This window comes from Corallococcus sp. CA041A, from assembly GCF_003612075.1.
GTDB classification, from domain to species: domain Bacteria; phylum Myxococcota; class Myxococcia; order Myxococcales; family Myxococcaceae; genus Corallococcus; species Corallococcus exiguus.
Genome location: NZ_RAWF01000011.1, coordinates 1 through 26968, shown reverse-complemented (window position 1 = coordinate 26968; position 26968 = coordinate 1). Strand labels below are relative to the sequence as shown.

Annotated in this window: 20 protein-coding genes and 1 pseudogene; 8 read left to right on the top strand and 13 right to left on the bottom strand. The window is 69.1% G+C overall.

Annotated elements, in window-relative coordinates; translation table 11 throughout:
* Window positions 1-527 precede the first annotated feature (527 nt).
* The 3 genes from D7V77_RS44555 to D7V77_RS43170 all read right to left on the bottom strand — a co-directional run bounded on the left by D7V77_RS44555 (window position 528) and on the right by D7V77_RS43170 (window position 2310).
* The gene (locus D7V77_RS44555; RefSeq protein WP_368666169.1) at window positions 528-977 is read right to left on the bottom strand and encodes an IS5 family transposase; all 450 of its coding nucleotides are present in this window, start codon (window positions 975-977) and stop codon (window positions 528-530) included.
* Window positions 874-1251 carry a transposase gene (locus D7V77_RS45895; RefSeq protein WP_120574873.1) on the bottom strand — a complete coding sequence of 126 codons (378 nt, stop codon included), beginning with the start codon at window positions 1249-1251 and terminating at the stop codon, window positions 874-876. Before D7V77_RS45895 ends, D7V77_RS44555 begins: the two co-directional genes overlap by 104 nt.
* Before the next feature lie 180 nt (window positions 1252-1431).
* Complete coding sequence (locus tag D7V77_RS43170; protein ID WP_147451969.1) at window positions 1432-2310, bottom strand: hypothetical protein; 879 nt, start codon at window positions 2308-2310, stop codon at window positions 1432-1434.
* A 412-nt stretch (window positions 2311-2722) separates the two neighbouring features.
* On the opposite strand from D7V77_RS43170, the pseudogene D7V77_RS03640 reads away from it, so the two are divergent.
* Window positions 2723-3829 (top strand): annotated as a pseudogene (locus D7V77_RS03640) (IS4 family transposase); the annotation flags it as partial.
* A gap of 35 nt (window positions 3830-3864) precedes the next feature.
* On the opposite strand, the gene D7V77_RS03635 reads toward D7V77_RS03640, so the two are convergent.
* The 3 genes from D7V77_RS03635 to D7V77_RS03625 all read right to left on the bottom strand — a co-directional run bounded on the left by D7V77_RS03635 (window position 3865) and on the right by D7V77_RS03625 (window position 9001).
* Window positions 3865-5022: an IS4 family transposase gene (locus D7V77_RS03635; RefSeq protein ID WP_120574871.1), complete on the bottom strand. Its 1158-nt coding sequence runs from the start codon at window positions 5020-5022 to the stop codon at window positions 3865-3867.
* Window positions 5023-5316: 294 nt separating this feature from the next.
* Window positions 5317-6603 carry a hypothetical protein gene (locus D7V77_RS03630; RefSeq protein WP_120574870.1) on the bottom strand — a complete coding sequence of 429 codons (1287 nt, stop codon included), beginning with the start codon at window positions 6601-6603 and terminating at the stop codon, window positions 5317-5319.
* A 1-nt stretch (window position 6604) separates the two neighbouring features.
* Complete coding sequence (locus D7V77_RS03625; protein WP_158624301.1) at window positions 6605-9001, bottom strand: TonB-dependent receptor; 2397 nt, start codon at window positions 8999-9001, stop codon at window positions 6605-6607.
* Between the two features lie 145 nt (window positions 9002-9146).
* Between D7V77_RS03625 and D7V77_RS03620 the strand changes: the two genes are divergently transcribed.
* Genes D7V77_RS03620 through D7V77_RS03610 form a run of 3 tightly spaced genes read left to right on the top strand, consistent with a single transcriptional unit; the run spans window position 9147 to window position 11907 of the window.
* Complete coding sequence (locus D7V77_RS03620) at window positions 9147-9626, top strand: RNA polymerase sigma factor (RefSeq protein WP_158624299.1); 480 nt, start codon at window positions 9147-9149, stop codon at window positions 9624-9626.
* Window positions 9623-10315 (top strand): hypothetical protein, encoded by a 693-nt coding sequence (locus D7V77_RS03615; RefSeq protein ID WP_120574867.1) that lies wholly within the window; start codon window positions 9623-9625, stop codon window positions 10313-10315. The genes D7V77_RS03620 and D7V77_RS03615 overlap by 4 nt, the downstream gene beginning before the upstream one ends.
* Window positions 10312-11907: a caspase family protein gene (locus D7V77_RS03610; protein ID WP_120574866.1), complete on the top strand. Its 1596-nt coding sequence runs from the start codon at window positions 10312-10314 to the stop codon at window positions 11905-11907. The genes D7V77_RS03615 and D7V77_RS03610 overlap by 4 nt, the downstream gene beginning before the upstream one ends.
* Before the next feature lie 95 nt (window positions 11908-12002).
* Here the strand turns inward: D7V77_RS03610 and D7V77_RS43565 are convergent, their stop codons facing one another.
* The gene (locus D7V77_RS43565) at window positions 12003-12143 is read right to left on the bottom strand and encodes a hypothetical protein (protein ID WP_158624298.1); all 141 of its coding nucleotides are present in this window, start codon (window positions 12141-12143) and stop codon (window positions 12003-12005) included.
* A 742-nt stretch (window positions 12144-12885) separates the two neighbouring features.
* The gene (locus D7V77_RS03605) at window positions 12886-13503 is read right to left on the bottom strand and encodes a hypothetical protein (RefSeq protein WP_147451968.1); all 618 of its coding nucleotides are present in this window, start codon (window positions 13501-13503) and stop codon (window positions 12886-12888) included.
* A 296-nt stretch (window positions 13504-13799) separates the two neighbouring features.
* Between D7V77_RS03605 and D7V77_RS03600 the strand changes: the two genes are divergently transcribed.
* A complete protein-coding gene (locus D7V77_RS03600) occupies window positions 13800-15284 on the top strand; it encodes a glycosyltransferase family 39 protein (protein WP_158624296.1) in 1485 nt (494 codons plus the stop codon).
* Here D7V77_RS03600 and D7V77_RS03595 read toward each other — a convergent pair.
* From D7V77_RS03595 to D7V77_RS03580, 4 genes are read right to left on the bottom strand one after another with little or no spacing between them, the layout of a single operon-like run.
* Window positions 15199-16332, bottom strand: a complete 1134-nt coding sequence (locus D7V77_RS03595; RefSeq protein WP_120574863.1) for a sensor histidine kinase KdpD — start codon at window positions 16330-16332, stop codon at window positions 15199-15201. The two genes, D7V77_RS03600 and D7V77_RS03595, sit on opposite strands and share 86 nt — an antisense overlap.
* Window positions 16329-17003, bottom strand: coding sequence for a response regulator transcription factor (locus tag D7V77_RS03590; protein WP_120574862.1), 675 nt, complete (start codon window positions 17001-17003; stop codon window positions 16329-16331). The genes D7V77_RS03595 and D7V77_RS03590 overlap by 4 nt, the downstream gene beginning before the upstream one ends.
* A 10-nt stretch (window positions 17004-17013) precedes the next feature.
* Entirely contained in the window at window positions 17014-18357 is a 1344-nt protein-coding gene (locus tag D7V77_RS03585) for a HAMP domain-containing sensor histidine kinase (RefSeq protein WP_147451967.1), read from the bottom strand.
* Entirely contained in the window at window positions 18344-19000 is a 657-nt protein-coding gene (locus tag D7V77_RS03580) for a response regulator transcription factor (RefSeq protein WP_120574860.1), read from the bottom strand. Before D7V77_RS03580 ends, D7V77_RS03585 begins: the two co-directional genes overlap by 14 nt.
* Before the next feature lie 145 nt (window positions 19001-19145).
* Here D7V77_RS03580 and D7V77_RS03575 point away from each other — a divergent pair, with 145 nt between their 5' ends.
* The 3 genes from D7V77_RS03575 to D7V77_RS03565 are packed head-to-tail and all read left to right on the top strand — an operon-like array spanning window position 19146 to window position 24726.
* Window positions 19146-20462, top strand: coding sequence for a TolC family protein (locus D7V77_RS03575; protein WP_158624294.1), 1317 nt, complete (start codon window positions 19146-19148; stop codon window positions 20460-20462).
* A complete protein-coding gene (locus D7V77_RS03570) occupies window positions 20455-21630 on the top strand; it encodes an efflux RND transporter periplasmic adaptor subunit (protein ID WP_158624292.1) in 1176 nt (391 codons plus the stop codon). The genes D7V77_RS03575 and D7V77_RS03570 overlap by 8 nt, the downstream gene beginning before the upstream one ends.
* 18 nt (window positions 21631-21648) lie before the next feature.
* A complete protein-coding gene (locus tag D7V77_RS03565; RefSeq protein WP_120574857.1) occupies window positions 21649-24726 on the top strand; it encodes an efflux RND transporter permease subunit in 3078 nt (1025 codons plus the stop codon).
* On the opposite strand, the gene D7V77_RS03560 is transcribed toward D7V77_RS03565, so the two are convergent.
* A partial coding sequence (locus D7V77_RS03560) for a TonB-dependent receptor (protein WP_304485863.1) occupies window positions 24710-26968 on the bottom strand: 2259 nt, incomplete at its 5' end. The two genes, D7V77_RS03565 and D7V77_RS03560, sit on opposite strands and share 17 nt — an antisense overlap.

The window sequence follows — 26968 nt, the reverse complement described above, 5'->3', positions numbered from 1 at the left end:
TCGTGACACCGCCCATGCCGTCTCGCGCAATCAAAGGCTGAGCACTCGTGATGAAGGGAGCGCCAGGCCGGCCCTGCCGACCGCCAGCCCATCGAGGACAACCGCGTGCCCAGGCGACCAGCGCCGCGGTGCTCTCGGCCAGGGCTCACGGGAGGGTCTGGATACGAGAGTTCGTGGCCTCCGACCATGGGGGCACGAGGTCCCGTCCGCTCCATCGTCCCACGTGGCGTCCCACATCGTCTCCTCCTGGAGAATGATGGGCGCCCTCCTCAATTCGCGATGTTCGGGAACAAAGGCGGCGAAGTTTGCGGAGACTCAATCGGACCCTGAATTTTCCCGACTTCACGTAACCCCATGACCTCTCTCGTGTTTTCCGTCGCAGTCTCTGGAGAGAGTGCCGAGAACGAGTTCGCGCAGGCTTTCGTTCGGGGAGCAAAAAAGAAGGCCCTGCCCTAACCCGGCAGGGCCTTTTTGCTTTTCCACGGGCCTCGCGATGAGCATCGCGGGGCCTTAGGGGCTGTCCCTGATTAACGCAGCCAGAGAAGCATGGAGGCGACGTGGAGGACGGCGAGGTAACAGGTCGCCGTCTTTTCGTAGCGGGTAGCAGCAGCCCGAAAGCGCTTGAGGTCGTGGAAGAAGCACTCCACCCGGTAGCGAAGCCGATAGAGGGGGCGGTCCAGAGGTGGAGGCTGCTTCCGGCTGGGATGGGGATGGATGACGGGCTTCATCCCCACCTTCTGGGCGTTGGCGCGAATGCGCTCGGCGTCATAGCCGGTGTCCGCGATGAAGGCGTCGCCCTCTGCGTGCACCAGCAGTTCCTCGGCCATCGTGGACTCATGCTGCTGTCCGGCCGTCAGCGCGAGGTGGAGCGGCTTACCGCCCGTCGTTGTGACGGCGTGAACCTTCGTTGAAAAACCTCCTCGAGAACGCCCCAGAGCATTTCTTCGGACCCCCTTTTCCGCCCGAGGCGTCCTGATGCGCCCGGACGACGGAAGCGTCTGCCAGCGAGCCGAACTCATCCACCGGAAGTCGCAGGGCCTTGAAGATGGCTTCCCAGCGCCCGGCTTGCGCCCAGCGGTGGAAGCGGTTGTAGACGGTCTTCCAGTGGCCGAATCGCTCCGGAGGGTCCCGCCATAGCACCCCAGTCTTCACGCGCCAGATGACGGCGTTGATGAAGTCGCGGTCCCCTCGCTTCGAGGGTGGGCCGCTCCGCGAGCCCAGCAAGGGGCTGGATGCGGCTCCACTCGGCATCGCTCAGTTCATGTCGGCGCACAGTCAGCGTTGATCATGCCTGACGCTGGCTGGCAACCTCCTATGCCCCTCAAGGCCGGGTCCAACGCCGGTGTTTGAGCCACCAGGTTGATTTTCGGGCCGGAGATCAGGGACAGCCTCTAGCCGCCTCACGCCGGTCCAGGTGCAGCTCTTGGCGAATCATCCGTACCAGAACGCGTCGTTGATGGAGCCGTTGCCGCCGACGTACCAGAGCTCCATGCTGCCCGGGATGCGCGAAACCGCTGCGATACCACCACTCGCAGACGCTTTACCGGGATTCGCGAGTTCGTACCGCGCCCAGGGCTGACCATCGTACCAGTAGGCGCCTTCGACGGATCCGTTTCCGCCGACCCACCAGAGCTCCATGCTGCCCGGGATGCGCGAAACCGCTGCGACACGACTGCTACCCGAAGCGCTCCCCGGGCCTGCGAGTTCAGATTCGCGCCAGCCATGCCGCTTGATTATAAACGTCAGCTCATACGCGCCCTCGGTGTTTGTGATGGTGATTGTTCTTTCCCGGATTCCGAATGGAATTAGGTCGGCGCCGTCAAGCTTCAGCTGTTCTGTGGCGATATGGTCGTCATCCAATGCGAATGGTATAGGGAGGTCGACCCCATTGAGAGCGTTTCGGATGTCCGAAAGCAGTTTTGTCACTCTTGTGGGGTTGTTTGTTTGTCCTAGTGACGATGTTAGAGACATGGTGGCTACTGTCTTCACGAGTGTCTGATATTGTCTGGGATCTGCGTTGTCGCTCTCCATTAAGGAGACGATTAGGGCCACATCATCCGGATTGCGGATGTCGTGCTGTGCCGAGTCAACTCCCCAGAAGGCAGGACCATCACTTGCGCGCACTTCACCCGCATCGACTTCGTTCCAAACCCCGTACCGAAATACTTCGAGATTCGGAGGCGCGGGCACGCCTGGGATGGTGGAGCCCAGATCAGCTGACGTTACGAGAACGTAAGGCTCCTCCGTCGGGGAGGACTCGTTGACTTCCCTGAGGCACTTGATGCTTTGAAGCCTGATTGTGATGCTCATGGATCCTTCCTTGTTCCGGACGAGACTCGTCGCGGCTCCACCAGATAGGGACGGGGGGTAGGTTGTGGTCAGAGGCGCTGTGATTCAATGGTGGTGTCGTGTGAGTTGTTTGTTCTCTTGCAGAGGCAAGTCTGACTCGTTGTTTGGAAGGCGTTTTTCTGCGTCGGCGCCTCAGAATCTAATCTATTTTGAAGCGAGTCTATGATGGATGGGGGGCATCACGGACCAGGGCGAAATGAGAGGGCGCTCGTGGCGTCGGAGGCGGTTCCGGAGGCATCCCCTTATTTAGCAGGCTGACAAGGAGGCGGAGGGTCGGCTGGCCCGTGTGAGGAGTATGTCACTCTCGACACTGCGTACTGGGTGAGAACCTCTCCCCTCAACGAAAAGAAGGTGCACCCCTTCCTCGCCCGGACTCTTCGGGGACGACCTGCATGCCAAGAGAGTCTTATCGCGGTCGCTGGCGACGTTGGGCGTGGTCATGCGGCCAGCCTGTCGGTGTATGCCATCGGCCAGGCACTGGCCATTGCCAGTGGCACCAAGGGCAAGCATTGGGTGAAGCAGGTCGATCGGCTGCTGTCCAATACGGGCATCGACGTCTGGCATCTCTTCGCCCTGTGGGGGTCGTGCGTGCTGGGCCAACGCACCGAGGCCGTGGTGTCGCTGGACTGGACGGACTTCGAGGCCGACGACCAGATGACGCTGGTAGCCGCGCTCAAGACGCGACATGGCCGCTTGACGCCCCTGGTGTTGTGGCTGACGGTGCGCAAGTCCACCCTCCAGGGGTTTCGCAACGAAGTGGAGGACGCCGTCCTCTTGAGCCTGCGCGAACTCATCGCCCCCGAGGTGAAGGTGACGGTGCTGGCGGACCGGGGCTTGGCCGACCAGAAGCTCTACGCCCTGCTGGGGCAGTTGAGCTTCGAGTACGTCATTCGCTTCCGCCAGTGCATCACCGTCACCACGGCCCGCGGCGAACGCGCGCGGCCGCCGAGTGGGGGCCCGCCTCGGGCCGAGCCTTGCGTCTGAAGGCGGCCCGCGTCAGAGACGACGAGGCGCCCGTGGGGGAGGTGGTGCTCGTGGAGAAGAAGGGGATGAAGGATGCGTGGTGTCTGGCCACCAGTCAGAGCGAGGCGAGTTCCTCCCAGGTGGTGGATCTCTACAGCCGCCGTTTCCGCACCGAGGAGAGTTTCCGGGACATCAAGGACTTGCGCTTCGGCATGGGCTTGTCGGCCGGCCGTGAGCCTCACCGCGCCGGAGCGACGCGGTCGATTGCTGCTGGTATATACGCTGGCGCTCTCGCCGCTGACGTTGCTGGGAACTGCCGGGGAGCGGCTGGGAATGGCGCGGCTACCTCAAGGCCAACACGGTCAAGAGCCGCACCTACTCTTTGTTCCGCCAGGGCAGCTTCTCCTATCAAGCCTTGCCCATGATGTCCGAGGCCCAGTTGCAACCGCTGATGGAACTCCTCGAGCAACTCGTTCGCGAGCAACCCGTTTTCCGCGAAGCCTTCGGTGTCATGTGAGGGGATGCCTCAGGGTGAGGAGCTGAGCCATCCCCTCATATGAAACCGAGCGCTTCTTTGAAGACAGGGTGCTGATGGAGGAGTTCGGCGAAGCGCTCGACAAGCGGAAGCAGTCGCTCCTCCTTCATCATGGGAATGGCTTGGTAATACATGCAGCCCTGTCGGAAGAGCGAGTAGGTGCGCGTCTTGGCTGTGTTGGCCTTCAAACCCTTCTCCATCCCGAGACTCTCCCCCGCGGCGCCCAGCAGCGTCAGCAGCACCTGGGACAAGGCGCTCACCAGCAGCAGCCTGTCTCTGCGCTCGGGACTCTTCACGCGCACCGTGGACAGTCCCATCCCGAATCTCAAGTCCTTGACGTCCCGGAACGTCTCCTCGCACGAGAAGCGCCGGGCGTAGAGGTCCACCACCTGGCGCGCGCTGGAGGCTCCCAGGCTGGTGGCCAGACACCACGGCTCCTTCATTCCCTTCTGGTGCACCAGCACCACCGCTGGCACCGGCGTGCGGTCCGCCGTCACATGCACGTCCATCAGCTTCTTGGCGTGCCCGCTGGTGGGAATCCACTCGGCCGCGGGACACCCGGTGCCGCCGGCCACCTCCACCCGCACGTCCTTGCGAAAGCGCACCACGTACTCGAAGCCCGCCTGGGCCAAAAGGGCATACAACCGCTGGTCCGCGAAGCCCCGGTCCGCCAGCACCGTCACCTTCACCCCTTCGGGCACGCACTCCTTGAGCCGCAGCAGCAGCTCATCCTCCGCCTGGGCGCGGTTGCCCGCCAGCGCGCTCTTCTGCAGCGTCATCCACAGCAGGGGCGTGGTGCGTCCATGCGAGGTGACGAGGCTGGCCACCAGGGTGGTGTGGTCATCGGCCTCGAAGTCCGTCCAGTCCAACGCCACCAGCGCCTCGGTGCGCTCGGCCAGCACGTATGGCACCCACGAGGCCGCCAGCTTCCACACGTCCACCGCATCGTTGGACAGCAGCCGGTCCACCTGCTTGATGCCGTGCTTCTGCACTCCGCCTCGCGCCCACGCCAGCGCCTGGCCAATGGCGTGCACCGACAGCGACGCGGCGTGCACCACGCCCAACGTCGCGTGCGCCAGCGACAGCACCCTCTTGGCGTGCAGGTCTTCCTCGAACAGGCTCTCCAGGAACCTCAGCACCTGCTCTTCGTTGATGGCCACTTTGCGTCCCCGCATGGCCTCTCTTACTGCTCCCCACCACTCCGCCTCGCACGCAGCTGTCAGGTAGGCGTCTGGCGATCCGCTCGCTTAAATGCGGGGATCACTCAGGGTGAGGAGGGCAGGGTGCGCACGAACGCTGGCGCCCCCGCAGTCCGCAGCTTCCGGGGCATTCACAGGAAGCGTCCAGGTCCGTGCGTCGAAGCTGGGCCATGGTGTTGTGTTGCTCTTACCAGGAGTGGAGCGAACGGAGGACGTCGCCGACTCCCAGGCCGAATTGGAGGAGGCAGGGGACACGCAGTCCAATCCGTCTCATTCGAAGAGGGACAGCTCCGCCAGGGAGGTCACCTCCGCCTCGTAGGGAGGGAACGACAGACAAACCAGGCGGACGTACTGGACCTGGGGACTTTCAGGCAGCGGGATGTCGAGGAACGTGTGGTCGTACCGCGGAAGAGGCGGATCCCACGGACTGTCCGCGTCGCTCGCCTCTCGGAAGCCCCGGCTGACTCCCGACGTGAAGGACTCAGCAAGCTTCCGCCGGGCGAGCTCGGTCCACTGCGCTCCGTCCTCACTGCCCTCGACGAGCACCTCCTTCCCGGACGTCACCATGTTGCGGATGACCACGCGCGAGATGCGGGCTGGCGCCTCCAGGCGGACGCCCACGCGACGCGGGTAGGAAGAGGTCTCCAGTGGCCACAGCTCGGAGGTGCGCTTCTCGGTGAGCAGCCCATCCGTGAACGGGCAGGGGGCGTCGAGCGCCGGAAGGCACCTGGCCCCCCGGCTCAGTGGGCGCAGCGTGCCCTCCGGCAGTGGCAGCCGCTCGCTGCGCCATTCGATACGGAATTGAAGCCAGGCCTCATCACTCGTGAGCGCATCGCGGTGCCAGGCGTTCGCGCTCACCGCGCGCACCTGGACTTCCGGTGTGACGAAGTCCTCGAGCAGCCAGGGGGAGAGGTGCCTCGGCGACGTGACGGCATCCTCGTGCCAGACGAGGCCCTCCTTCCCGTGGAGCTGAAGCTCTGGCTTGGGAATCGAGACGTCCACCAGGTCACCACTGGGGGCTCCAGGGTACGGCGTGGTGTCATCCGCTGAGACCACCACGCCCTGGGGCGGCGCGGGCGCGGGCGGGGGCGGTGCGAAGGTCAGCGCCCGTCCGGTGGCTGTCTCACTCCAGGCGAGGTCGGCGCCCCAGACACGCAGCTCCGGCAACTCGGAGTCCCCTGTCCCGTACAGGGTGAACGAGACGAAGGCGGCCCGTCCTTCCTCCAGGGGCGTCGCCACCCGGAAGCGGTCGCGGAAGGTCGACCGGGGCCAGGTCAGCTCTCCCGCCACGATGGGGGCGATGTCCCCCGCGAGGATCTCCAACACGAAGGCCCCATTGTCGCGCGTGGTCGCCGTGCCATACGGCGTGAAGACGGGCAGCTCGTCGGCGACCGTGCCGCGGCGTGCCCCCTCCAATGACAGCGCTGTCTGTCCAAAGGGCGAGCCGTCCACCCGCCGGGCCAGGCCGTAGAAGAAGAGGGGGGAGTCAGGTTGGGCTTCGCAGCCCCCGCTACCCAGGCCCACGACGAGGAGTCCGCACAGAAGGGTGGGGCGCATGTCAGTAGCTTCCTTTCAGCCCGAGCATGGGGAAGAAGACGGGGAAGCCCCGTGCCTTGCGCACGAGGGTGGAGGGTGCGTCCGGGGAAGGCTGCTCGGAGGTGTATTCGTAGAAGAAGACCTCCTTCTGGAAGGAGGCGTTGAGCAGGTCGAAGGACAGCTCGAGCATGAGGTCGTCCAGGGTCCACGTCCTGGCGGCGCGCAGATCCACGCGCCAGAAGGAGGGCAGGCGCCCGGCCTGGCTCCGCTCGCGCCGCACCCACCGGGGGTTGCCCTCGCTGTCCGTGGATTGACGCATGGGCTGGGGCGTGAGCTCCCCCGTTTCGGGGCGGCCGGTGTTGAAGTGCACCACGGCCCCCAGGGTGTAGCCGCTGCCCACCTTGCGGCTGATGGCCGCGTTGAAGACGTGCGCCTGCTCGAAGGCGAAGGGCACGGTGGCCCACGAGGTGCCCGTCATCCTGTTCTGGTCGTCGTAGCGTTCAATGCGCACCCGGCGCCGGCTCTGGAGGAAGCTGTAGGACGCCCAGCCAAACCAGTCACCGGCAGGCGCATGGCGCGCCATCAGCTCGAGTCCAAAGGCCTCGCCGCTCCCGGCCGGGTCCGCCGCCGCGACTCCGCCCCGGCGCCGGAGGTCGATGAGTTGCTGAAGGCTGAACTCCACCGTGCGACGCATGGGATTGTAGAAGATGTCGGTGCTCAGCTCCCACGCGGTGTGGGGCCGCCACTCGGCTCCCACGTCGAACTGCATTGCTTCCTGCAGGCCGTACCTGAGGCCGGACAGGTCCATCACCGGAAGCGGGAGCAGCACGGTGGGGGCCTGGTGGAACAGGCCCGCGCCCCCCTTGAGGACCAGGGCCTCCGTGAGGGCATGGCGCACCGTCAGCCGGGGCTCGAACGCCGTGTGGGTGGCTTCCCCAAGCAATTGATAGACATCCGCGCGCACTCCGGGGACGACCGTCCAGCGCGCGGTCGGGTGCCATTGCAGCTCCGCGTAGGCGCCGCTCATGCGCGCATCCGACGTGGGGCGGGTGAGCGGATCATCCTCGGAGAGGTACTCGGAGCCGGCGGGGGCCTCGCTTCCGGTGGCGACGATGGTCCCCCGCCGCTGCTCCACGTCCGCGCCCGCGGTGAGCCGCAGCGTCGAGCCCAGCGCTCGCGTCCACCGGAGGCGTCCCGCGAGGCTTTCCTGACGCAGGGTGAGCTCACCCAGCCTGACGCGGGGCGGGCCCCGTTCGGAGAAGATGCCCACCGCGTCCGCGCCCACCGCGAGGCCCACCTCCAGCTCTCCGCCAGCCAGGGGGTGGAGGCCGCGGAGGTCCACCCGGTGGAAGCGGGTGAGGCCTCCACCGCCATTCGTGACCTCCGGGAGCGGTTCCGCCACCTCCGGCGCGTACGAGGCCAGGACATCGGAGCTCCCGAGGGCCAGCAGGCGCACCCGTCCGCGCCCCACCTGCTGCTCGACGCGGGCCTGGTAGTCCCAGAACCTGGCGCTGAGGGACTTGGTGCCCGGCGCGGAGAGCGTGTTCACCAGCAGGGTGCTCAGCAGTCCCGAGTAGCTCATCCGGCCGCCCACGCTGATGCTGGTGCCCGTGGACGCGAGGGGCACCTCCAGGAACGCGGCGCTGTTGATGAAGTCCAGGGTGGCTGAGGCATGGAGCCGGTCCTCTCGCGGGCGGGAGAGGCGGGCCTCGATGGTGCCGCCGAGCTGCCGCCCGTACTGGACGGGCGGCGGCCCGGGAAAGAAGTCGAGGGAGTCGATGAACTCGGGCTGCACCACGGCCGGCCCGACCATCAGGTGGTAGAGCATCGGGAGGCGGACCCCGTCGACGAAGAAGCCCGTGGACGCCGGCTGGCCGCCCCGCACCACGGGATAGCCGAGGCCGGAGGCGAGGCTCGCCACGCCCGGCATCACCATGATGACGCGGAACGGATCCCCCTGTGTCCCGGGCACCTCGCGGAGCTCCGGCCCCTGCAGGCTGATGCGTGTCACCTCGGTGCGCGGCCGCTCCTCCCGCACCACCGTCTCGAACGGGCTCACCTCCAAGGGGTCGAGCCGGTAGATGACCTGGACCTGCTGGCCCGCGGTGACGGTCTCCAGGAACGAGGCGGGCTTGTGGCCCGGGGCACGCACCTCGACGGCGTGGGTGCCCGCTGGGAGCTGGAGCTCGAAGTGTCCCTCCGCGTCCGGCAGCACCACGTCCGGCATCCCCCATACCTGGACGGCGGCATCGGCCAGGGGACGGCGGGTGCCCCGGGCGCGCACCGTGCCCCGGACCTGTCCCTTCCGCGGTGCCTCGGCAGCGGCCTTCGCAGGCTCCTCGGCCAGCGTGGCAGGGGACGCGAGCAGCAGCCCCACCGTGAAGGCCCACCCGCTCAGGCGGAATGACAATCGAGACATGAATCCCTCCCTCTGCCAGGATAACGTTGCAGGTGCTCTCCACCGGCCAGGCTTCAGCCTGGAAATCCGCATGTGATTTCCCTGTCCGCTTTCCGGGCCCCGGTTCGTTTCCTCCAGAAACCCTTTCCTGCGCTTCCCAAGAGCCTTGGACACCGACCTCCAGAGCGCCTACCTCCGCTACTTTCCGCTCATCCGGGAGAAGTGCCGCCGGATGCTGGGGGACTCCGACGAAGCGGAGGACGTCGCGCAGGAGACCTTCATCCGGATGTGGAGGACGGGGCTCCGGGCGAAGGACGCCCGCCATGCGACCGCGTGGATCTACCGGACCAGCACGAACCTGGCCGTGGACCGGCTCCGTCAGCGCCGGAGCACGCCGCCGCGTTCCTCGGGGGAGCTGATGGATGAACGCTCCGCGGAGGCCACGCTGCGGCGGCGCCAGGAACTGGAAGCCTATGCGCGGCACCTGCCCGCGGATGCACTGGAGGCCGCCTTGATGAACCGGCTGGATGGACTGACGCAGCAGGAGATCGCCGAGGTGCTCCAGGTGTCCGAGCGCACGGTGCGCAGGCTCCTCCAGCGGCTCGATGCGCAGGTGGAGCACCTGAGAAGGACGCTGGGACCATGACGACGACCCCGCGGCATCCTTCCTTCATCGAGCTGGACCGCGCGGCGCTCGGCTCCCCCAGCCCGTCGCTCGCGCAACACCTCGAGACCTGCGCCGAGTGTGGTGCCTACCTCGAGCGCGTGACGCGGCCGGAACCCGTGCCCGCGTGGGCGCGGGCGCTCGGGACCGAGCCGCTCCGTGCGACGAGGCGGCTGGAATGGATGCGCTGGGGCTTGCCCCTGCTGGCCACCGCCGCGCTGGGGTGTCTGGTCCTCCTGTTCGTCCCGAGGACCCGGGGAGCGGAGGAGACGGAGTACCAGGGCCCCAAGGGCGCACCCTCCGTCGCCGTCCACATCAAGCGCGGCGACCGGGTCTTCCTCTGGGATGGGCGGACGCCGCTCGCGCCGGAGGACCGCATCCGGCTGCAGGTCTCTTCCGGGGCGCACCGGTACGTGACGGTGGCCGCGCGCGCGCCGGAGGGGCCGGCGGGGTGGACGGTGCTCTTCGAGGGCCCGCTCTCCTCGGAGCGGGACACGGCGCTGCCCACGAGCTGGCGGGTGGACGGGGCCGGCGGCGAGGAGACCCTGCGCATCCTGTTCAGTGGGGAGCCGCTGTCCGCGTCCCAGGCCGAGGCGCTCTTCTCCGAAGCGCCCCGGACCGCGAAGCTCTGGACCACCGAGTTGCGCCTCCCCAAGAGCCCTCCGCCATGAGTGGATTCACCCGTGCGTGCCTCCTCGTCATGGTCTCGTGGCTGATGGCCGCCACGGCCCGGGCCGGGGAGGAGCGTGCCGCTCCGCCCGCGTCGAGGAGGATGGCCGTCATCGTGGGCTCCAACGCGGCCGTGCTCGGCCGGGCCGCCCTGCGTTATGCGCACGACGACGCACGGCGGGTGGCGGACGTCCTCTCCCAGGTGGGGGAGTTCCGCGCGGAGGACGTCGTGCTGTTGCTGGATCCCGCTCCCGAGGCGATTCTCGCGGCGCTCGACCAGCAGCTCGCGACCCTGCGCTCGGCGCCCGGGGACACGCTGCTGCTGTTCTACTACTCGGGCCATGCGGACCAGCAGGCCCTGTATCCCCAGGGCGCTCCGCTCCTGTTCACCGCGCTGAAGCAGCGCATCGAGAGCCCGGACGCCACGGTGCGGGTGGGCATCATCGATGCGTGCCGTGGCGGCGGGTGGACCCAGGCCAAGGGGCTTCACGCGGAGGCCCCCTTCGCGCTGGAGGTGCCCCTGCGCGTGCAGAGCACGGGCTCGGTGCTCATCGCTTCCAGCTCCGGCCTGGAGAATGCCCACGAGACGGAGGCCCTGGAGGGCTCGTTCTTCACCCACCATCTGGTGGCGGGGCTGCGCGGCGCCGCCGATGTCGCCGGGGATGGCGAGGTGTCGCTCGTCGAGGCCTTCACCTACGCGAAGCAGCTCACCATCCGCGACACGGCGGTGTTCGCGGAGCGCTTGCAGCACCCCAGCTTCGACATGAACCTCCGGGGGCGCGAGGATCTGGCCCTCACGCACGTGGACACGGGCGGAAGCATCGTCATGCTGCTCCAGCGCTGGGGGCCGCTGGAGGTGGTGCTCGGCTCGACGGGGAAGAGCGTCGTCGAGCTGCCCGAGGGCAAGCGGCAGGTGAGGATGTCCCTGCGTCCGGGACGCTACCTGTTGGTGCGCAAGGATCCGGACCGCCCGGCCGTGCGCGAGTTCAGCGTCCAGGCAGCGCAGTCGCTCCTCCTGGACGAAGAGCAGATGGTTCCGGCGAGCTTCTCCTCCATCGTGTCCAAGGGGCTCGACGGCTCCGCCACGACCTGGGACACGGGCACGCCGCACCGGCTGCTGATGCTCCATCCGTTGTCGCTCGCGTTCGAGGTGATGTTCCACCTGGAGTACGCGCAGGCACTGTCCCCTTCCTGGTCGTTCACGCTCGAGCCCATGTACTGGCAGGAGACGGGCGACCGGAAACTCAGGATGGCGGGGCTCGACGTGGGCGCCCACTACCACCTCTTCGGGAATGCCCCGGCGGGGCTCTTCGTCGGTTGGAAGGTGGGCGCGAGTGCCGTGGGGTTCGACGTGGGCTCCGACGGGGGCAGTACGATCTTCACGCTGCACCAGGGGCTCGACGTGGGCTACACGCTTCTGTTCTGGAACCGGCTCGTGCTGTCCCTGGGCGTGGGCGTGGGCTACGTCGTCTCGACGGGCGGGGACCTGGATTCCAGCTTCGAGCCGAACCCCGTCAAGACCGCGCTCGGCTCGCGCCGGCCGCAGCTGGGATTCTCCTCGAGTTACCGGGTCGCGGCCGGCGTCGCGTTCTGAACCGGTCGCCGCGCCCAACGCCTGGCAGGGACGAAAGGGATGCAGCGCGGAGGATGCGCCTTCATTCCCGCGGGGGTCCGGGAACGCGGGCTGAACTACTCGCGCAGACTCGTCAGACTCTTATCCATTGCCTTCCCTCCACAAGCAGCCATCGCCGTGCGCAACTCCGGCTGCTCAGCCAACTCTGCCGCTGCAACGATTCGCGTGCCAAAGATGAACAGTTCGACCTGGCCCATCTTGTCGCTCCAGTCTGGGGGTGGGGGTGGCGGCCAACCCCAAACCTTGGGCAGCTTCGGCCACAGAGGGGGACACAGATCCTCGATGTCCTGAACGATTCGCAGGGACTGCTTCAGCGTCCTGCTGGCAGCTTCTCCGCCAAGCAGAGATCCGAGACGCGAAAGACTTAGAATCTCCTGGATGTGGGCATCCGAGAGCGTGATCGCATAGCGCCACTTTGGGGGAAGTGGCTGTGGGTTCAATTCCACTTCTCCAACCATTTCGCGCCAAGGGTCGGGAAGGGGCCCGCGAACACGCTCGAACTGACGAGCAAGAACGCCTGTCCCGTAGCGAGGACCGTCCGAGTAGGAAGGACCAAGGATTTGGGCAAGCAGTCTAGCGACTGCTCTTGCGGACAACTTCAACTCTTCTGCCATGGCAAACCCCTTTCGAAACGCCGCGAGACTTCAAGTGCCAAGCCAAAGCTGTGCTCCGTACGACGCTGCTGCAATCCCCCGTGCTCGCCACGCGGCCACTCCTTCCCCTCGTAATTCACCGGTCCCATGCGCTTGGGTTGGCTGACCGCCTCGCGGCGCTCACGGAAACCGGTGGACGCCCCGCTGGCACGCGCTGGGAGAGGGCGCGCAGAAGGGCTACGGCGACTCCGCGACGTCGAACGACCCGAACCGAGACCCGCGGCTCAACCATCAGCCGTGGCACAAGGCGGACGTCGAGGACCAGCGCCCGCCTGCCGAGGAGCAGTCAGTCCACTCCGTCAAGCGGACACGCTCTGGGGAACCGGGTGGCGGCGGAATCGCTGACGTCAGGCGCGGCTTGCTCCAGCAAGGCCTTCGTGCCGGTCCGCGTCTCGAAGCGGCGGAGGAATTCCTTCAACGGCTCGGTGGTGAACTGCTCGCGGGAAATCCGCGTGGCCTGGATGGCGTGCTCAATGGCCTCGGGGGCGCCTTCCACTTCGACGAGCAGGTCCATTCGTGGGAACTGCTCGAGGCGCACGCTGGCGCCGCCGAACACGTACCAGGCGATCTCCCGAGTGATGTACTCGCTCATCGCGAAACCCGTGCGCTCGAGGATCTCCCGCAGCGTCGTTTCATCCTCCACCCGGGTGTTCAACTCCTCGCGCACCTTGTAGCCACGCTCCAGACGGGCGCTGCCCTTCCACGTCAACTCCGTCCAGCCGCCCGCCGGTGCCTGGTAGGTGCGGACCCGCAGCCGTCCGGCTCCGCTGTCTGGACGTGTGTCGAGCGTGTAGTACCGATCCATCATCGTCCCCGCGAAGCGCAGTCGTCCGCCCGCGCCCTCGACGTGCCGGCGGCGCAGCGCCAGGTCGTCCACGACGCTCTTGAACTCCACTTCATGCATGGGTCGCATCTTGGTGAACACCGATGAGATCCGCATGGGGTTGGGGATGAGGGCGTTCTCATTCGCTGACAACCGCGCGTGGATTCCACGCCGAAGATGAGGTGGCGATGAAAAGTCTCTCAGGGATGCATTGGCTCGCGGACACAGCCCGCCGTGTCAGGCATGAGTCAATACGTCCCCGTGCCTCGGAGCATGGTTGTCCGGGTGCCATCGGGGCGAAAGGACGCCAGATGCCGAGCACGCCCGGAGGAGCCGCCCATCCCCGTGGGTGGCCATGGGGCCTGGGGGCGACCCTGATGCTCGTGCTCGTGCGGCTGCTCTACGCGGGGCAGGTGGAGCTGGCGCCGCAGGAAGCCTATTACTGGCAATACGCGCGACACCTGGACCTGTCCTATCTGGACCACCCTCCGATGTGCGCCTGGTGGATGGCATTGTCCGTCCGGCTCCTGGGGGACTCGCAGCTCGCGCTGCGCCTGCCCGCCATCCTGTCCTCGGCATTGCTTGGCGGTGTCCTGTATTCACTCGGCAAGCGGTTGTACTCGCCCGCGGTCGGGGTGCTGACGGCGGTCGCCGCGAACGCCACGGTCCTCTTCGGCCTGGGGGCGGTGGTGATGACGCCGGACGTCCCGCTCGTGCTGTTCTGGGCCGCAGCGCTGCGCGTGCTCTGTGAATTGGTGCTGCCGGATGGACAGGGCCCCGGGCGCCTGGGCTGGCGCTGGTATCTGCTGGGCGTGTTCTGCGGGGGCGCGCTGCTGTCGAAGTACACCGCCGCGCTGCTGCCGCTCCAGGTGCTGGGCACGGCGCTGGTGACACGGCGGGGCCGAGAGGCCCTGCGCACCCTGCATCCCTACGCCGCGTGTCTCCTCATGTTCGCGGTGTTCTCACCGGTGCTGCTCTGGAACCACGCGCATGCCTGGGCCTCCTTCGCGTTCCAGACCACCGGCCGCGCCCGGACGGTGGATGGCTTCCATGGATACCTCGTGGGCCGCTATCTGGGACTTCAGGCGGTGGCCGTGGGACCGCTGCTCTACCTGGCGCTGCTGCTGACCGCGGGCGTCCTCGTGCGCCAGGCGTGGAGGGGAGATGACCGCGCGCGGCTGCTGGCCTTCGCCAGCGTGCCGGGACTCGCCCTGTTCACCCTGGTGAGCCCCCTGCACTGGGTGAAGATGAACTGGGTGGCCCCCGCGTACCTGGGCCTGATGGTGGCCGCCGCCGCGGGTGCTTGGGCGTTGCGCGAGCACCGGGCCGTGCGTGGCTACGCGGCGCTGAGCGTGGGCGTGGGCGCGGTGCTGATGACCGGCATGTATCTGATGCCGCTCTGCCCGTGGATTCCCTTTCGTGAGCGCGACAACCTGGTGAGCGGCTGGCATGAGCTGGCCGAAGCCGTGCAACGGCACCGCGAGGCGGCCGGCCCCCCCGCGCCGATGGTGGTGGGCTGGGGCTACAAGACGGCGAGCGAGCTGGCGTACTACCTGCCCGACCACCCGGAGACCCAGTCCGACTCCGCGCTGGGCGGCGACGGGCTGGCGTATGGCTTCTGGCTGGACCGGGTGCGACCCGGCGCGGACGCCCTCATCGTCGCGGACCTGCGCCAGCCGCTGCGCGACGCGGCGGCGAGGCTGGACGCGCATTGCGCGGCGGTGCGTGAGCTGCCCTCCGTGACGGTGCACCGCGGCGAGCGGCCGGTGACGACCTTCAGGCTGTGGACATGTCAGCGCTGGCATGCTCGGCCGGAAGTGGCGGCCCGTCAGACACTTCCGGCTTCGGGAGGCGCAAGATGAAACGGCTTTCGCCGTCGACCCTCGAGTAGTCGAGCGTGCCGCCATGCGCCTCGGCGATGGTCCGCGACACCGCGAGCCCCAGGCCGGTGCCCTCGCCCTGCCGCGATGCGTCCGCCCGGGCGAAGCGCTGGAAGAGCCGGGCCTCGAAGCCGGCGTCCACCCCCTTGCCGTCATCCCCCACGGTGACGCGGACGCCGGTGTCCGTCGCTTCCAGCTCCAGGCGGATGCGCTCGCGAGCGTAGCGGCACGCATTGGAGAGCAGGTTGTCCAGCACGTGGCTCAACAGGACCGGATTGCCCCGGACCTGCGTGGGGTCGCCCGTCAGCTCCAGCGTCAAGCTCCGGGACTGCGCCGCCAGCAGCTGCTCCGTGCGCTGAAGGGACTGCCGTGCCAGGGCGTGCAGCTCCACGGGCTCCAGGGTGATGACCTGGGTGCCGGCATCCGCGCGCGCCAACTGGAGCAGCGCGTCCACCAGGAGGCTGAGCTGGCGGGTTTCATCGAGCACGATGGCCAGCGTGCGGCGATACTCCTCCGGCGTCCTCTCCCTGCGCAGGCTGACCTCTGTCTCGCCCATGATGATGGTGAGCGGCGTGCGCAGCTCGTGCGCCGCGTCGGAGGTGAAGGAGCGGATGCGCACGAGCGACGCGCGGGCGTCCGAGAGGAGCTCGTTCAGGGTCCCCGCCAACGTGTCCCACTCGTCACCGGTTCCCCGGTCGGGCAGGCACAGGTCCAGCTCCGAGGCCCGCGCGGCACGGACCCGGTCACGGGCTTCACGCAGCGGCGCCAGCGCCTTGCGAGCCAGCGCGCCGCCCATCACGATGGACCCCACCACCGCGATGGGCATGCTGAAGACGATGGCGCCCAGTGCCTGCAGCGCTTCGTCGAAGATTCCCTCGTGCAACCACAGGCTGGGGTTCTCGGCGTGCTGGAAGTACTCGCTGGTGGCCAGCACCACCGTCACCAGCACGCCGTAGAGGAGCGTGGTCCCCAGGACGGAGCCGGCGAAGAAGTAGGTCAGCTGGGCGCGGAGCGAACGCGGGCGCCTCATGCGCGGCTCCGGAGCACGTAGCCCACGCCGCGCACGGTGTGGATGAGCTTGGTGGGGAAGGGCGTGTCCACCTTGGCCCGGAGGTAGCGGATGTAGACCTCCACGACGTTGGAGAAGGTCTCGAAGTCGTGCTCCCACACAGCCTGCACGATGCGGGTCCGGGACAGGACCTCGCCCGCGTGCTCGAGCAGGAATTGCAGCAGCGCGTACTCCCGCGCGGTCAGCGGAATCTCCACGCCGGCCCGGACCACCTTCCGCGTGGTGGGGTCCATGGTCAGGTCCGCGTGGCTCAGCAGGGGCGTGGCGCGGTTGTCGACGCGGCGGAGGATGGCGCGGAGGCGCGCCAGCAGCTCATCGAAGGCGAAGGGCTTGATGAGGTAGTCGTCCGCGCCGGCATTGAGCGCGCTGATGCGGTCCGCGACCGCGTCCTTCGCGGTGAGCATGAGGATGGGCGTCATGTCCTGCTTCGCGCGCAGCGCCCGCAGCACGTCCAGTCCGGACATGCCGGGCAGCATCCAGTCCAGGATGATGAGCGCGAAGCGCTCGTGGCGCATCAGCTCCTGGGCGTGCACGCCGTCCACGCACTCGCGCACGCGGAAGCCCTCTTCCGTGAGGCCCCGGGAGATGAAGGCGCGGACCCGCAGTTCGTCTTCGACGATGAGGATGGACACGATGGGATTCCTAGCAGCCCGGCCCGGTGGCACGGGGGAATGACAACCGCAGGTGGGCTCCCCGCGGTGAGGGGAGGAACTCCGCGTGGGCCCGGTGGGCTCGGGCGACGAGCGCTACCAGGGACAGGCCAATGCCATGGCCCTGCTTCCCGGCGCGGGCGCTCGGCGTGCGGTAGAAGGGTTCGAAGACGCGCATCGAGTCCTCGGGCGCGATGCCCGGTCCCTCGTCGAGCACGTCGAGGAGAATGGCGTCCCCCGTCTGCTGGAGGGACACGCGGACGCGCCCGCCGTTGGAGAACTTGAGCGCGTTCTCCACCGCGTTGTCGACGAGCTGTCGCAGCAGGTGGCTATCTCCCGGGATGATGCCCCGGGTCTCGGCGTCGACGTCGATGCGGCGCTGCTCGCCTTCGGGCAGGGCGCGCACGACGTCCTCCACGAGGTCCGACAGGCTCACCGGCTCGGAGAGCGCGAGCTCGCCCTGGGTTCCCTCCGCCAGCACCATCAGCCGCTCCACCAGCACCCCCAGCGACGTCACCGTCCGGAGCATTCGCTCCAGCGCCAGCGCGGTGTCCTGGGGCTGTGGGGTCTCCGCCTGGAGCTCCAGCTCCGCCCGCAGCGTGGTCAGGGGCGTGCGCAGCTCATGCGCGGCGTTGGCGGCGAAGCGGCGCGACTGGTCCAGGGCTTCATGGAGGCGCGTGAGCAGGTCCACCAGCGCGGTGCGCACGGCGTTCACTTCTCCGTAGCGGGCCGGGGCATGGAGGGGGGCGGGGATGGGACCGCCGGGCTCGATGCGTGAGAGCGCCTCGCTCAGCTCCGTGAGGGGCCGGGCCGCCCAGCGCGCCACGCGCCGGCTCACCCCCAGGCTCAGCAGGGCCGCGCAGCCCGCGGCGATCAACGCGGCCAGCGGGAGGGAGAGCCGCAAGAGGGGGATGCTTTCCAGCCGCTCCATGGCCACTGCCAGATGCCCGTGGCCCCTCACACCGCAAAGCCGCACACCCGAGTTGCCCGGGAGTGGGGACCAATCACAGCCGTCATGGATGGGAATGCCGGTTGCGCCGCCCAGCCATTCGTTTTCGGAGAACAGGGCGATGTGGATGCCAAAGGCAGCCAGTTCCTTCTGCTCGTCATGGGCCGCGGCCGCTGCTTCCGCGGCTCCCATTCCGGCGGACTCCTCCACCAGGTCCACCGCTGCGTCCCGCAGGCGCCGGTCCTCGCCCGCGAGCAGCAGACGATAGGCAATCAGCCCGGTGGCTCCAGCCGTGAGCGCGCTGCTGGCCAGGGTGACCACCAGCATGGCGCGCGTCAGCCTGCGCACCATCGAATCCCTGGGGTGCCCGGTGTCAGCCGCTTCCAAGGCCATACCCCTCGCCGCGCAGCGTGCGCACCACGTCCTCGCCCAGCTTGCGGCGGATTCGCCCGACCAGGACTTCCAGGCTGCTCGCGGCCCCGCTGGTGACCTCGCCCCAGACGGACTCCAGCAGCGCGTCCCGGCCCACGACGCGGTCTCCGTGTGCGGCCAGCATCTCCAGGATGGCCCACTCCCGCGCGGTGACGGACACGGTGCTGCCAGCGCGGAGCGCCTCCCTCCGGCCGAAGTCGAGCACCACGTCACCCAACTGGACGCGGACGGTGCTGGCCCGCTCCCGTCGCCGTCCCAGTGCGCGCACCCGCGCCCGCAGCTCCGCGATGGCGAAGGGCTTGCCCAGGAAGTCGTCCGCGCCCGCGTCCAGCCCCTCCACCCGCTCGGCCACGCGGTTGTGGGCGGTGAGGATGAGGATGGGTGTCTGGACGCCGTCCTCGCGCAGCTCCCGGCAGAGCGAGAGCCCGGATCCGTCCGGAAGCCCGATGTCGAGCACGATGACGTCCACCGCGTCCATGAGCGCCTGCCGCGCCTGCTCCACGTCGCCGGCCTGCCGGACGACATGGCCGTCGCGCTCCAGAGCCTGGGTGACAAGGGCGCGCAGCTCCTGATGATCATCGACGACGAGGACTCGCATGGCGGGCTTTCGAGTCGGAGCTATACCACTGGCGGGAAGGCTCCGGCCGGGGGCTCCCGGCGCCGTTCAGCCGCCGTTCAACCGGTGCTGGCAGGGTCGCCGCATGCCTTCCCGGTGCAGGCCCCGAAGACCCGACGCTCGCCTGATGCTGCTCGCGTGGCTGCTGTTGGCCACGGCCTGTGCCACCTCGCCCTACGACCGGGCGTGGGTGTCCTCGGAGCTCGCGGCGCGTGCCGCCCCCCTGGGCCCCGGCGCGGACGGGAACCCCTCCCTCCCGCCAGGGCTCACGGACGCGGCGACCCTTGAGGAAGGCACGGCCGTCGCCGTCGCCCTCTGGAACAGCGCCGCGCTCCAGGCGGACATGGCCCAGCTCGGCATCTCGAGGGCCGACCTGGCCGAGGCGGGAGCGCTGCCCAATCCCACGTTCTCCCTGCTGCTGCCCGTGGGCCCCCGGACGATCGAGTCCTCGCTGCTCCTCCCGCTCTTCGCCCTCTGGCAGCGACCGGCCCGTGTCGCCGCCGCGAAGGCGCAGGTGGAGCAGGTCGCTCGCGGGCTCGTGCAGAACGGCCTGGATGTCGCCCGGGATGTCCGTGTCGCGCACGCGGACTGGGTGCTCGCGGAAGGGCGGCGCGGAGCATTGGAGGAGCTCGCGGGCCTGTGGTCGCGGACGCTGGAGCTGGCAGAGGCGCGCCTGGCCGCGGGGGACGCCAGCCGCGTGGAGGTGGATGCTCTGCGCGCGGAGAAGCTGCTGGCGGAGGACGCCTCCCGGCGCGCGCGCACGGAGGTGCTGCTGGTCCGGGAGCGGCTGCGGCTCCTGATGGGCGTGGTGCAGAGCCCGCTGTTCGCGCAGGCCCTTCCGAAGGAATCCCCCCGCGAGTCCCGCACCCTGCGTCCGCTGCCTGAACTCATGGAGCTGGCGCAGGCCGCCCGGCCGGACGTGCTCGCCACGGAGCTGGGCATCCAGATGGCGGGGAGCCGGCTGGGCTGGGAGAAGGCGCGCATCGTCAACCTGCTCGCGCGGCTGGACGTGAAGCCGTCGACGTCCGCGAACGGCTCGCCGCAGGCGCTGTGGGTGCCGGGCGCGCAGCTGGACGTTCCCATCTTCAACTGGAACCCCGGGGGCATTGGACGCGCGGAGGCGGAGCTGATGCGCGCTTCCGCCCGCTATGTGCTCTTGCGGCAGCAGGTCGCGAACGAGGTCCTCGTGGCCCGTGAGCGCGTGCTCCAGGCGTCCAGCTCACTCGCGGCATTCCAGGCGGACATCCTCCCGGCGCTGACGGCCGCGAGCGACGGCGCGCGGAAGTCCTTCGACGCCGGGGATGCGCCGTACGTGTTGGTGCTGGATGCCCTGCGCCGGTTGGCCGACGCGAGGCTCCGCACCCTTGAACTCGAAGCGGACCTGCGCCGCGCGCTCGCTCAGCTGGACCGGGGTCTGGGCAAACAGGGAGTGGCTCATGAATAGGCTTGTCCGGCTGATGGCCGTCGCCGGTTTCGTCGCCCCGTCGTTCGCCTGCCAGGAGAAGAAGCCCGCGGCGCCACCGCCCGCCGCGGTGGTGAACTCCCACGTGACGGAGGCTTCGCTCGCGACGGTGACGCTCCAGCCCCAGGCGGAGGCGCGGCTGGACCTGCGCGTCCAGCCGGTGGAGAAGCGCAGCGCGGAGCGGCGGCGGATGCTGGGCGGCGAGGTCGTCGTCCCGTCTGGCAATGCGCTGGTGGTGACCGCGCCCGTGGCGGGCGGCGTCGTGGCGGAGGGCGGCACCGCGCTGCGTCCCGGGGCCACGGTGAAGCGGGGCGACGTGCTGTTGCGGCTGGTGCCGCTCGCCACCGTGGACCGGGACCTGCTTGCCCAGGCGCGCAGGGCGGCGGACGTGGCCCGTGCCCGCGACGAGGTCTCGGCGGAACGGCTCGCCCGCGCGGAGCGGGTGCTCGCGGATGGCGCGGGCACGGCGCGCGCCGTGGAGGAGGCCCGGGCCGAGCGCGCCGTCGCCGGGTCGGAGTTGGTGGCCGCGCGCACGCGGCTGGAGCTGGTGAGCCGCTCACCGCTGGAGTCGGACGTCAGCATGCGCATCCTCGCGCCGCGCGACGGCGTCCTGCGCCAGGTGTCGGTCGCGCCCGGGCAGACCGTCACGGCGGGAGCGCCTCTCTTCGAGGTCGTGGGCGTCACCGCGAACTGGGTGCGCGTGCCCCTCTTCGTCGACGAGGTCCACCGCGTGAAGCCGGACGCGCCCGTGCGCGTGCACGCGCTGCTGTCCGGCCAGGACGAGGGCGTGGAGGCGCTGCCGGTGATGGGGCCGCCCAGCGCGGATCCGGTCTCCGCCACGGTGGACCGCTTCTATGAACTGCCCGCGTCCGCGCGCTTCGCGCCGGGCCAGCGCGTCGGGGTGTCGCTGCGCTTCGACGCGGGAGAAGCGCTCCTCTCCGTGCCTGCGTCCGCCGTCGTCTACGACGCGCTGGGCGGAGCCTGGGTCTACGTGCGGGAGGCGGAGCACGTCTACGCCCGCGGCCGCGTGGACGTCGTGCGCCAGGAGGGCACGGACCTGCTGCTCGGACGGGGCCCCCGCGAGGGCACCCCCGTGGTGACGGTGGGCGCGGCGGAACTGTTCGGCACGGAGTTCGGGGCGGGCCACTGAGGAAGACCTGATTCCAACATGCACAAGCTCATCTCCGCCTGCCTCCACTTCCGGATCATCCCCATCGCCGCGGCGGTCCTGCTGCTCATCCTCGGCTACGCGAGCCTTCGCGGCATGCCGCTGGATGTCTTCCCCGAGTTCGCTCCACCGCTGGTGGAAATCCAGACAGAGGTCCCCGGCCTCTCCAGCCTGGAGGTGGAGAAGCTGATCACCACGCCCCTGGAGAACGGCCTCGCGGGCGTCCCCGCGCTGAAGACGCTGCGCTCCAAGTCCGTGCTGGGCCTGTCCTCCGTGGTGCTCATCTTCGAGCGGGGCTCGGACCTGTTCCGGGCGCGGCAGTTGGTGCAGGAGCGGCTGGCTCGCATCGCACCCACGCTGCCCTCGGTGGCGCGCCCTCCGGTGATGCTCTCCCCCGTGTCGGCGACGAGCCGCGTCCTCAAGGTCGGCCTGCGCTCCGACACGTTGGACCGGATGGCGCTGTCGGACGTGGCGCGGTGGACAATCCGCCCCCGGCTGATGGGCATCCCCGGCGTGGCGAACGTCGCCATCTGGGGACAGCGGGATCGCCAGTTCCAGGTGAAGGTGGATCCGGAACGGCTGCGCGCCGCGAACGTCACCCTGGATGACGTCCTGCGCGTCGCGCGCGATGCGAGCCTTCCGTCCTCGGGAGGCTTCATCGACACACCCAACCAGCGGCTGGCGGTCAGCCTGCCGGGCTCCACCACGCTGGCCGCGCTGGAGGACGTGCCCGTGGCCTTCCGCAACGGAGCCTCCATCCGGCTTGCGGACGTGGCCACGGTGCAGGAGGGACATCCACCGCCCATCGGCGAGGGCATCGTCGACGACACGGCCGGCATCCTCCTCATCATCGAGAAGCAGCCCTGGGGCAACACGCTGGAGGTCACCGAGCAGGTGGAGGCCGCGCTCGAACAGATGCGTCCGGCGCTCCAGGGCGTCACCGTGGTGCCGGGCATCTTCCGTCCGGCGACCTTCATCGAGACCGCGTTGGGCAACCTCCGGCACGCCGTGCTGGTGGGCTGCGTGATGGTCATCATCGTCCTCTTCGCCTTCCTCCAGGACGTGCGCACGGCGGCCATCAGCCTGGTGGCGATTCCGCTGTCCCTGGTGGGCGCCATCGTCGCGCTGCGGCTGGTGGGCGCCACCCTGGACACCATGGTGCTCGCGGGCCTGGTGCTGGCGCTGGGCGAGGTGGTGGACGACGCCATCATCGACGTGGAGAACGTGCAGCGGCGCCTGGCGGAGAACCGGGCGCTGGGCCATCCGCGCTCCGCCTTCCAGGTGGTGCTCGACGCGTCGCTGGAGGTCCGCAGCGCCGTCGTCTACGCGACCATCATCGTCGTCCTCGTCTTCCTGCCGGTGTTCCTGCTGGAGGGCGTGAGCGGCGCCTTCTTCCGTCCGCTCGCGGTGGCGTACGTGCTGGCGGTGGGCGCCTCCATGGCGGTCGCGCTCACGCTGACCCCGGTGCTGTGCCTGCTGTTCCTGACGGGGAAGGGCGAGGAGCACACGCCGCGGCTGGGCGGATGGCTGCGTGAGCGCATCCGCCCGCTCGTCGCCTGGATGATGGACCGGCCCCGGGTGGCGGTACGAAGCGTCATCGCCGTGCTGCTGGGAGGCGGCATCCTCGCGGCGATGCTGGGCGAGGGCTTCCTGCCGCACTTCCAGGAGTCCGACTTCCTCATGCACTGGGTGGCCAAGCCGGGGACGTCCGGAGACGCGGTCCTCCGCACGGCGCTGCGGGCCAGCGAGGAGCTGCGGGCCATCCCGGGCGTCCGCCACTTCGGCGCGCACATCGGCCGAGCCGAAGTGGCCGACGAGGTGGTGGGCCCCAACTTCGCGGAGCTGTGGATCAGCCTGGACGCCGTCGACGACTACCCGGCCACCGTGCAGCGCATCCACGACGTGGTGGAGGGCTACCCCGGCCTCTACCGCGACGTGCAGACGTATCTCCAGGAGCGCATCAAGGAGGTGCTCAGCGGCGCCAGCGGCTCCATCGTGGTGCGCGCCTCGGGGCCCGACCTGGACGTGCTGCGCTCGAAGGCGCACGACATCGAGGCGAAGCTGCGAGGCATCCCCGGCGTGGTGAACCTCAAGGTGGAGCCGCAGGTGCTGGTGCCCCAGGTCCAGCTGCGGTTGGATCCGGAGGCGGGGCGCCGGCTGGGACTCACTCCGGGAGACGTGCAGCGCGCGGTGTCCACGCTGCTGCAAGGCACCAAGGTGGGAGAGGTCTACCGCGACGAGCGCACCCTGGACGTCGTCGTGTGGGGCGAGGACTCCGTGCGCCAGGACGTGGCCGCGGTGCAGGCGCTGCGCCTGCGGGCTCCCTCGGGCATGCCCTACCGGCTGGGCGACGTGGCGCGGGTGGAGCTCGTGTCCGTTCCCAACATCATCCAGCACGAGGGCGCTTCACGCCGGCTGGACATCACCTGCGACGCCCAGGGGCGGGCGCTGGGCGCGGTGGTCACCGACATCCGGGCCGCGCTCTCCGGCCTGGACTGGCCCACTGGCCACCACGCGGAGGTCCTGGGCGAGTACGCGGAGCGCGAGGGTGCGCGCACGCGGCTGTTGGGCTTCTCCATGCTCGCGGTGCTGGGCATCGCCCTGGTGCTCTACCTGGACTTCCAGTCGGGCCGGCTCGTGGCCTTCACCCTGGGGACGCTGCCCTTCGCGCTGGTGGGCGGAGTGGTGGGCGTGCTGCTCACCGGCGGGGTCGTCTCGCTGGGCTCACTCGTGGGGTTCGTCACCGTGCTGGGCGTCGCCGCGCGCAACGGCATCCTCCTGGTGAGCCACTACCGCCACCTGGAGGCCAGCGAGGGCGTCCCGTTCGGCCGCGAGCTCGTCCTGCGCGGGACGCTGGAGCGGCTCCAGCCCATGGCGATGACGACGCTGACGACGGCCCTGGCGCTCGTCCCGCTGGTGGTGGGAGGCCTGAAGCCCGGGCAGGAGATTGAACACCCCATGGCCGTCGTCATCCTCGGAGGGCTGTTCTCCTCCGCCGTGCTCAACGTGCTGCTCGTCCCCTCCCTGTATCTGCGCTTCGGGAGGGGAGCCGCCACCCGCGTTAGAGCTGAACCTTGAAGCCGCCAATGAGCATGCGGGGCGCGTTGGGGCGCGCGCCGTACGGACGACGGCCGACGATGACCGCCTCGTCCAAGAGGTTGCGGCCGCTCACGTAGAGCTGCCCCCAGCGGGTGATGTTCCAGTTGGCGTTCACGTCGAACGTCAGCAGGGCTCCCGTCTTCAGGCCCTCGGGGATTTCGCCCTGGCCCGCCTGCTCGCGCATGCTGCTCAGGAAGGTGGAACTGATGAAGGCGCCCCAGCGCGCGCCCTCCACGCCAATGGAGGCGAAGAGCTGGTGGTTGGGCACGTAAGGCAGCTCGTCTCCCGCCACCACGTTGCCGAACTGCGGATCCGCCGAACGGAAGTCGTTGAGCAGCTTGGTGTGCGTGAACGTGTAGGCCACCGTCAGCGGGAAGGTGATGCCGCCGCCCGGACGGAAGGTCTTCTCCGCGTAGGCCTCCAGGCCGTAGATGTTCGCCTCGCCCGCGTCCACCTGGCGGTCCAGGTTGTCGTTGAAGCAGCCGTTGGAGAAGGTGCAGACGTCGGTGAGGTTGGAGTAGTCGTTGAAGAAGCCCACCACCTCGAAGCGCTCACTGCGCCGCGACCAGCGCGCCCCGGCCTCGTAGTTGATGCTCTTCTCCGGGCCCACGACCTGGGGCTGGCCCGGCGCGGGCGGGGAGAAGCCCCGGTAGGCGCCGGCGAACAGGCCCAGCGCGGGGTTGAGCGCGCCGTACACGCCCACGCCCGGCATCAGCGCCTCCAGTGACCCGTTCTGGGTGGTGACCGCCAGCCTGTCCACGGACTTGGAACGGATGACCTCCAGCCGCACGCCCGGCGTCACCACCAGGGGCCCCCAGGCGATGGCGTCCGTCGCGTGCAGCGCGAGCGCGTGCGTGGAGTCCTTGTTGTCGGCGGTGACCTCCGTGGTGCCGCCCTCGGCGACCAGCTCGCCGGACACCATGCGGAAGCCGTCCTGGGTGTGGCGCCGGTCGATGCTGTCGAAGTGGTAGCGCACGCCGAACTCGACGTTGTGCGACAGCGCGCCCGTCCGCGCCGACCAGCGGGCGACGCTCTGGAGGCCCTGGTTCACGAAGACGCGGTAGTTGGGCCCGATGAGGATGGTCTCTCCCGGCGTGGACGAGTCCTGCTCGCCGGTGAGCACGCTGTAGTAGATGGCGTTGCGCGCGCTGGTGGGGTCCGCGAGCACGTCGGAGATGCTGATGCCGCGGAAGCCGTTCACCTTGCGCCAGCTGCGGTCCAGGTCCTGGCGGTACAGCGACGTCGTCACCGTGATGTCGCGCCCCTCCAGCACGTGGCTGAGCACCGCCTGGGTGCGGTGCCACCGCATGTGGTCGAACTGGCTGGCCTTGTAGCGGCGCAGCGGGTTCGCCGCGAAGTCCGCGTCCGACAGGCCCAGGTACGTCTCGTTGGAGCCCTCGTCGGAGTAGCCCAGCTTGAGCTGGAGCGTCTGGCGCAGGTCGCCGTCCGGCACCAGTCGGTAGCGCGCCTTGGCCATCCACTCGTTGCGGTGGAAGCCGGTGGTGGCGTCGCTGTTGTCCAGGTCCTTGAACCCGCTGCTGCGCAGGTGGACGCCTTCGATGAGGAAGCCCGCGCGCTCGGTGCTGGCGCCGAAGAAGCCGTGCGCCTTGCCGTACAGGTACTGGCCGCCCGCGACGTCCAGGCCGAACGACTCCTGCGCGGGGATGTCCCGGGTGATGAGGTCCACGGAGCCGCCCACCGTCTGCGGGCCCTGCTGCACGGAGGACGGGCCCTTGAGCACGCGCACCGACTGCATGCGGGTCATCAGGGGGAAGTAGTACGCGGCGGGCGCGGAGTACGGCGCCGGTCCGAAGAGGATGCCGTCCTCCAGCAGGGTGACCTTCTTGCTGCGGTCCGGGTTGACGCCGCGCAGGCCCAGGTTGGGCCGCAGGCCGAAGCCGTCCTCGCCACGGCCGTACACGCCCGGCACGGACTGGAGGATGGCCTGGGGGTCGTCCAGCTCGTAGCGCTGGAGCTTCTCCGGATTGAGGATGTGGATGGAGCCGCTCGTCTTCGCCTCGGACGTGCCCACCACGACGCTCTCGAAGCGGCGATTGTCCACGGGCGGCGTCCCGTCGAGGGGCGCATCGGCCGGAACAGCTCCCGCCACGGCGGGCTCCGGCGGCGCGGGCTCCGACTGCACGGGCTCTGACGGCGCGGGCTCGGTGACGGGGGCGGAGACGGACGGCTCACCGGCGGCGGCCGGAGCGGGCTCTTCGGT

Coding starts and splice junctions, on each gene's coding strand:
- D7V77_RS45895 (WP_120574873.1), bottom strand. CDS start 1,251: ATGCCGAGTGGAGCCGCATCCAGCCCCTTGCTGGGCTCGCGGAGCGGC.
- D7V77_RS43170 (WP_147451969.1), bottom strand. CDS start 2,310: ATGAGCATCACAATCAGGCTTCAAAGCATCAAGTGCCTCAGGGAAGTC.
- D7V77_RS03635 (WP_120574871.1), bottom strand. CDS start 5,022: ATGCGGGGACGCAAAGTGGCCATCAACGAAGAGCAGGTGCTGAGGTTC.
- D7V77_RS03630 (WP_120574870.1), bottom strand. CDS start 6,603: ATGCGCCCCACCCTTCTGTGCGGACTCCTCGTCGTGGGCCTGGGTAGC.
- D7V77_RS03625 (WP_158624301.1), bottom strand. CDS start 9,001: ATGTCTCGATTGTCATTCCGCCTGAGCGGGTGGGCCTTCACGGTGGGG.
- D7V77_RS03615 (WP_120574867.1), top strand. CDS start 9,623: ATGACGACGACCCCGCGGCATCCTTCCTTCATCGAGCTGGACCGCGCG.
- D7V77_RS03610 (WP_120574866.1), top strand. CDS start 10,312: ATGAGTGGATTCACCCGTGCGTGCCTCCTCGTCATGGTCTCGTGGCTG.
- D7V77_RS43565 (WP_158624298.1), bottom strand. CDS start 12,143: ATGGGCCAGGTCGAACTGTTCATCTTTGGCACGCGAATCGTTGCAGCG.
- D7V77_RS03605 (WP_147451968.1), bottom strand. CDS start 13,503: ATGCATGAAGTGGAGTTCAAGAGCGTCGTGGACGACCTGGCGCTGCGC.
- D7V77_RS03600 (WP_158624296.1), top strand. CDS start 13,800: ATGCTCGTGCTCGTGCGGCTGCTCTACGCGGGGCAGGTGGAGCTGGCG.
- D7V77_RS03595 (WP_120574863.1), bottom strand. CDS start 16,332: ATGAGGCGCCCGCGTTCGCTCCGCGCCCAGCTGACCTACTTCTTCGCC.
- D7V77_RS03580 (WP_120574860.1), bottom strand. CDS start 19,000: ATGCGAGTCCTCGTCGTCGATGATCATCAGGAGCTGCGCGCCCTTGTC.
- D7V77_RS03575 (WP_158624294.1), top strand. CDS start 19,146: ATGCTGCTCGCGTGGCTGCTGTTGGCCACGGCCTGTGCCACCTCGCCC.
- D7V77_RS03570 (WP_158624292.1), top strand. CDS start 20,455: ATGAATAGGCTTGTCCGGCTGATGGCCGTCGCCGGTTTCGTCGCCCCG.
- D7V77_RS03565 (WP_120574857.1), top strand. CDS start 21,649: ATGCACAAGCTCATCTCCGCCTGCCTCCACTTCCGGATCATCCCCATC.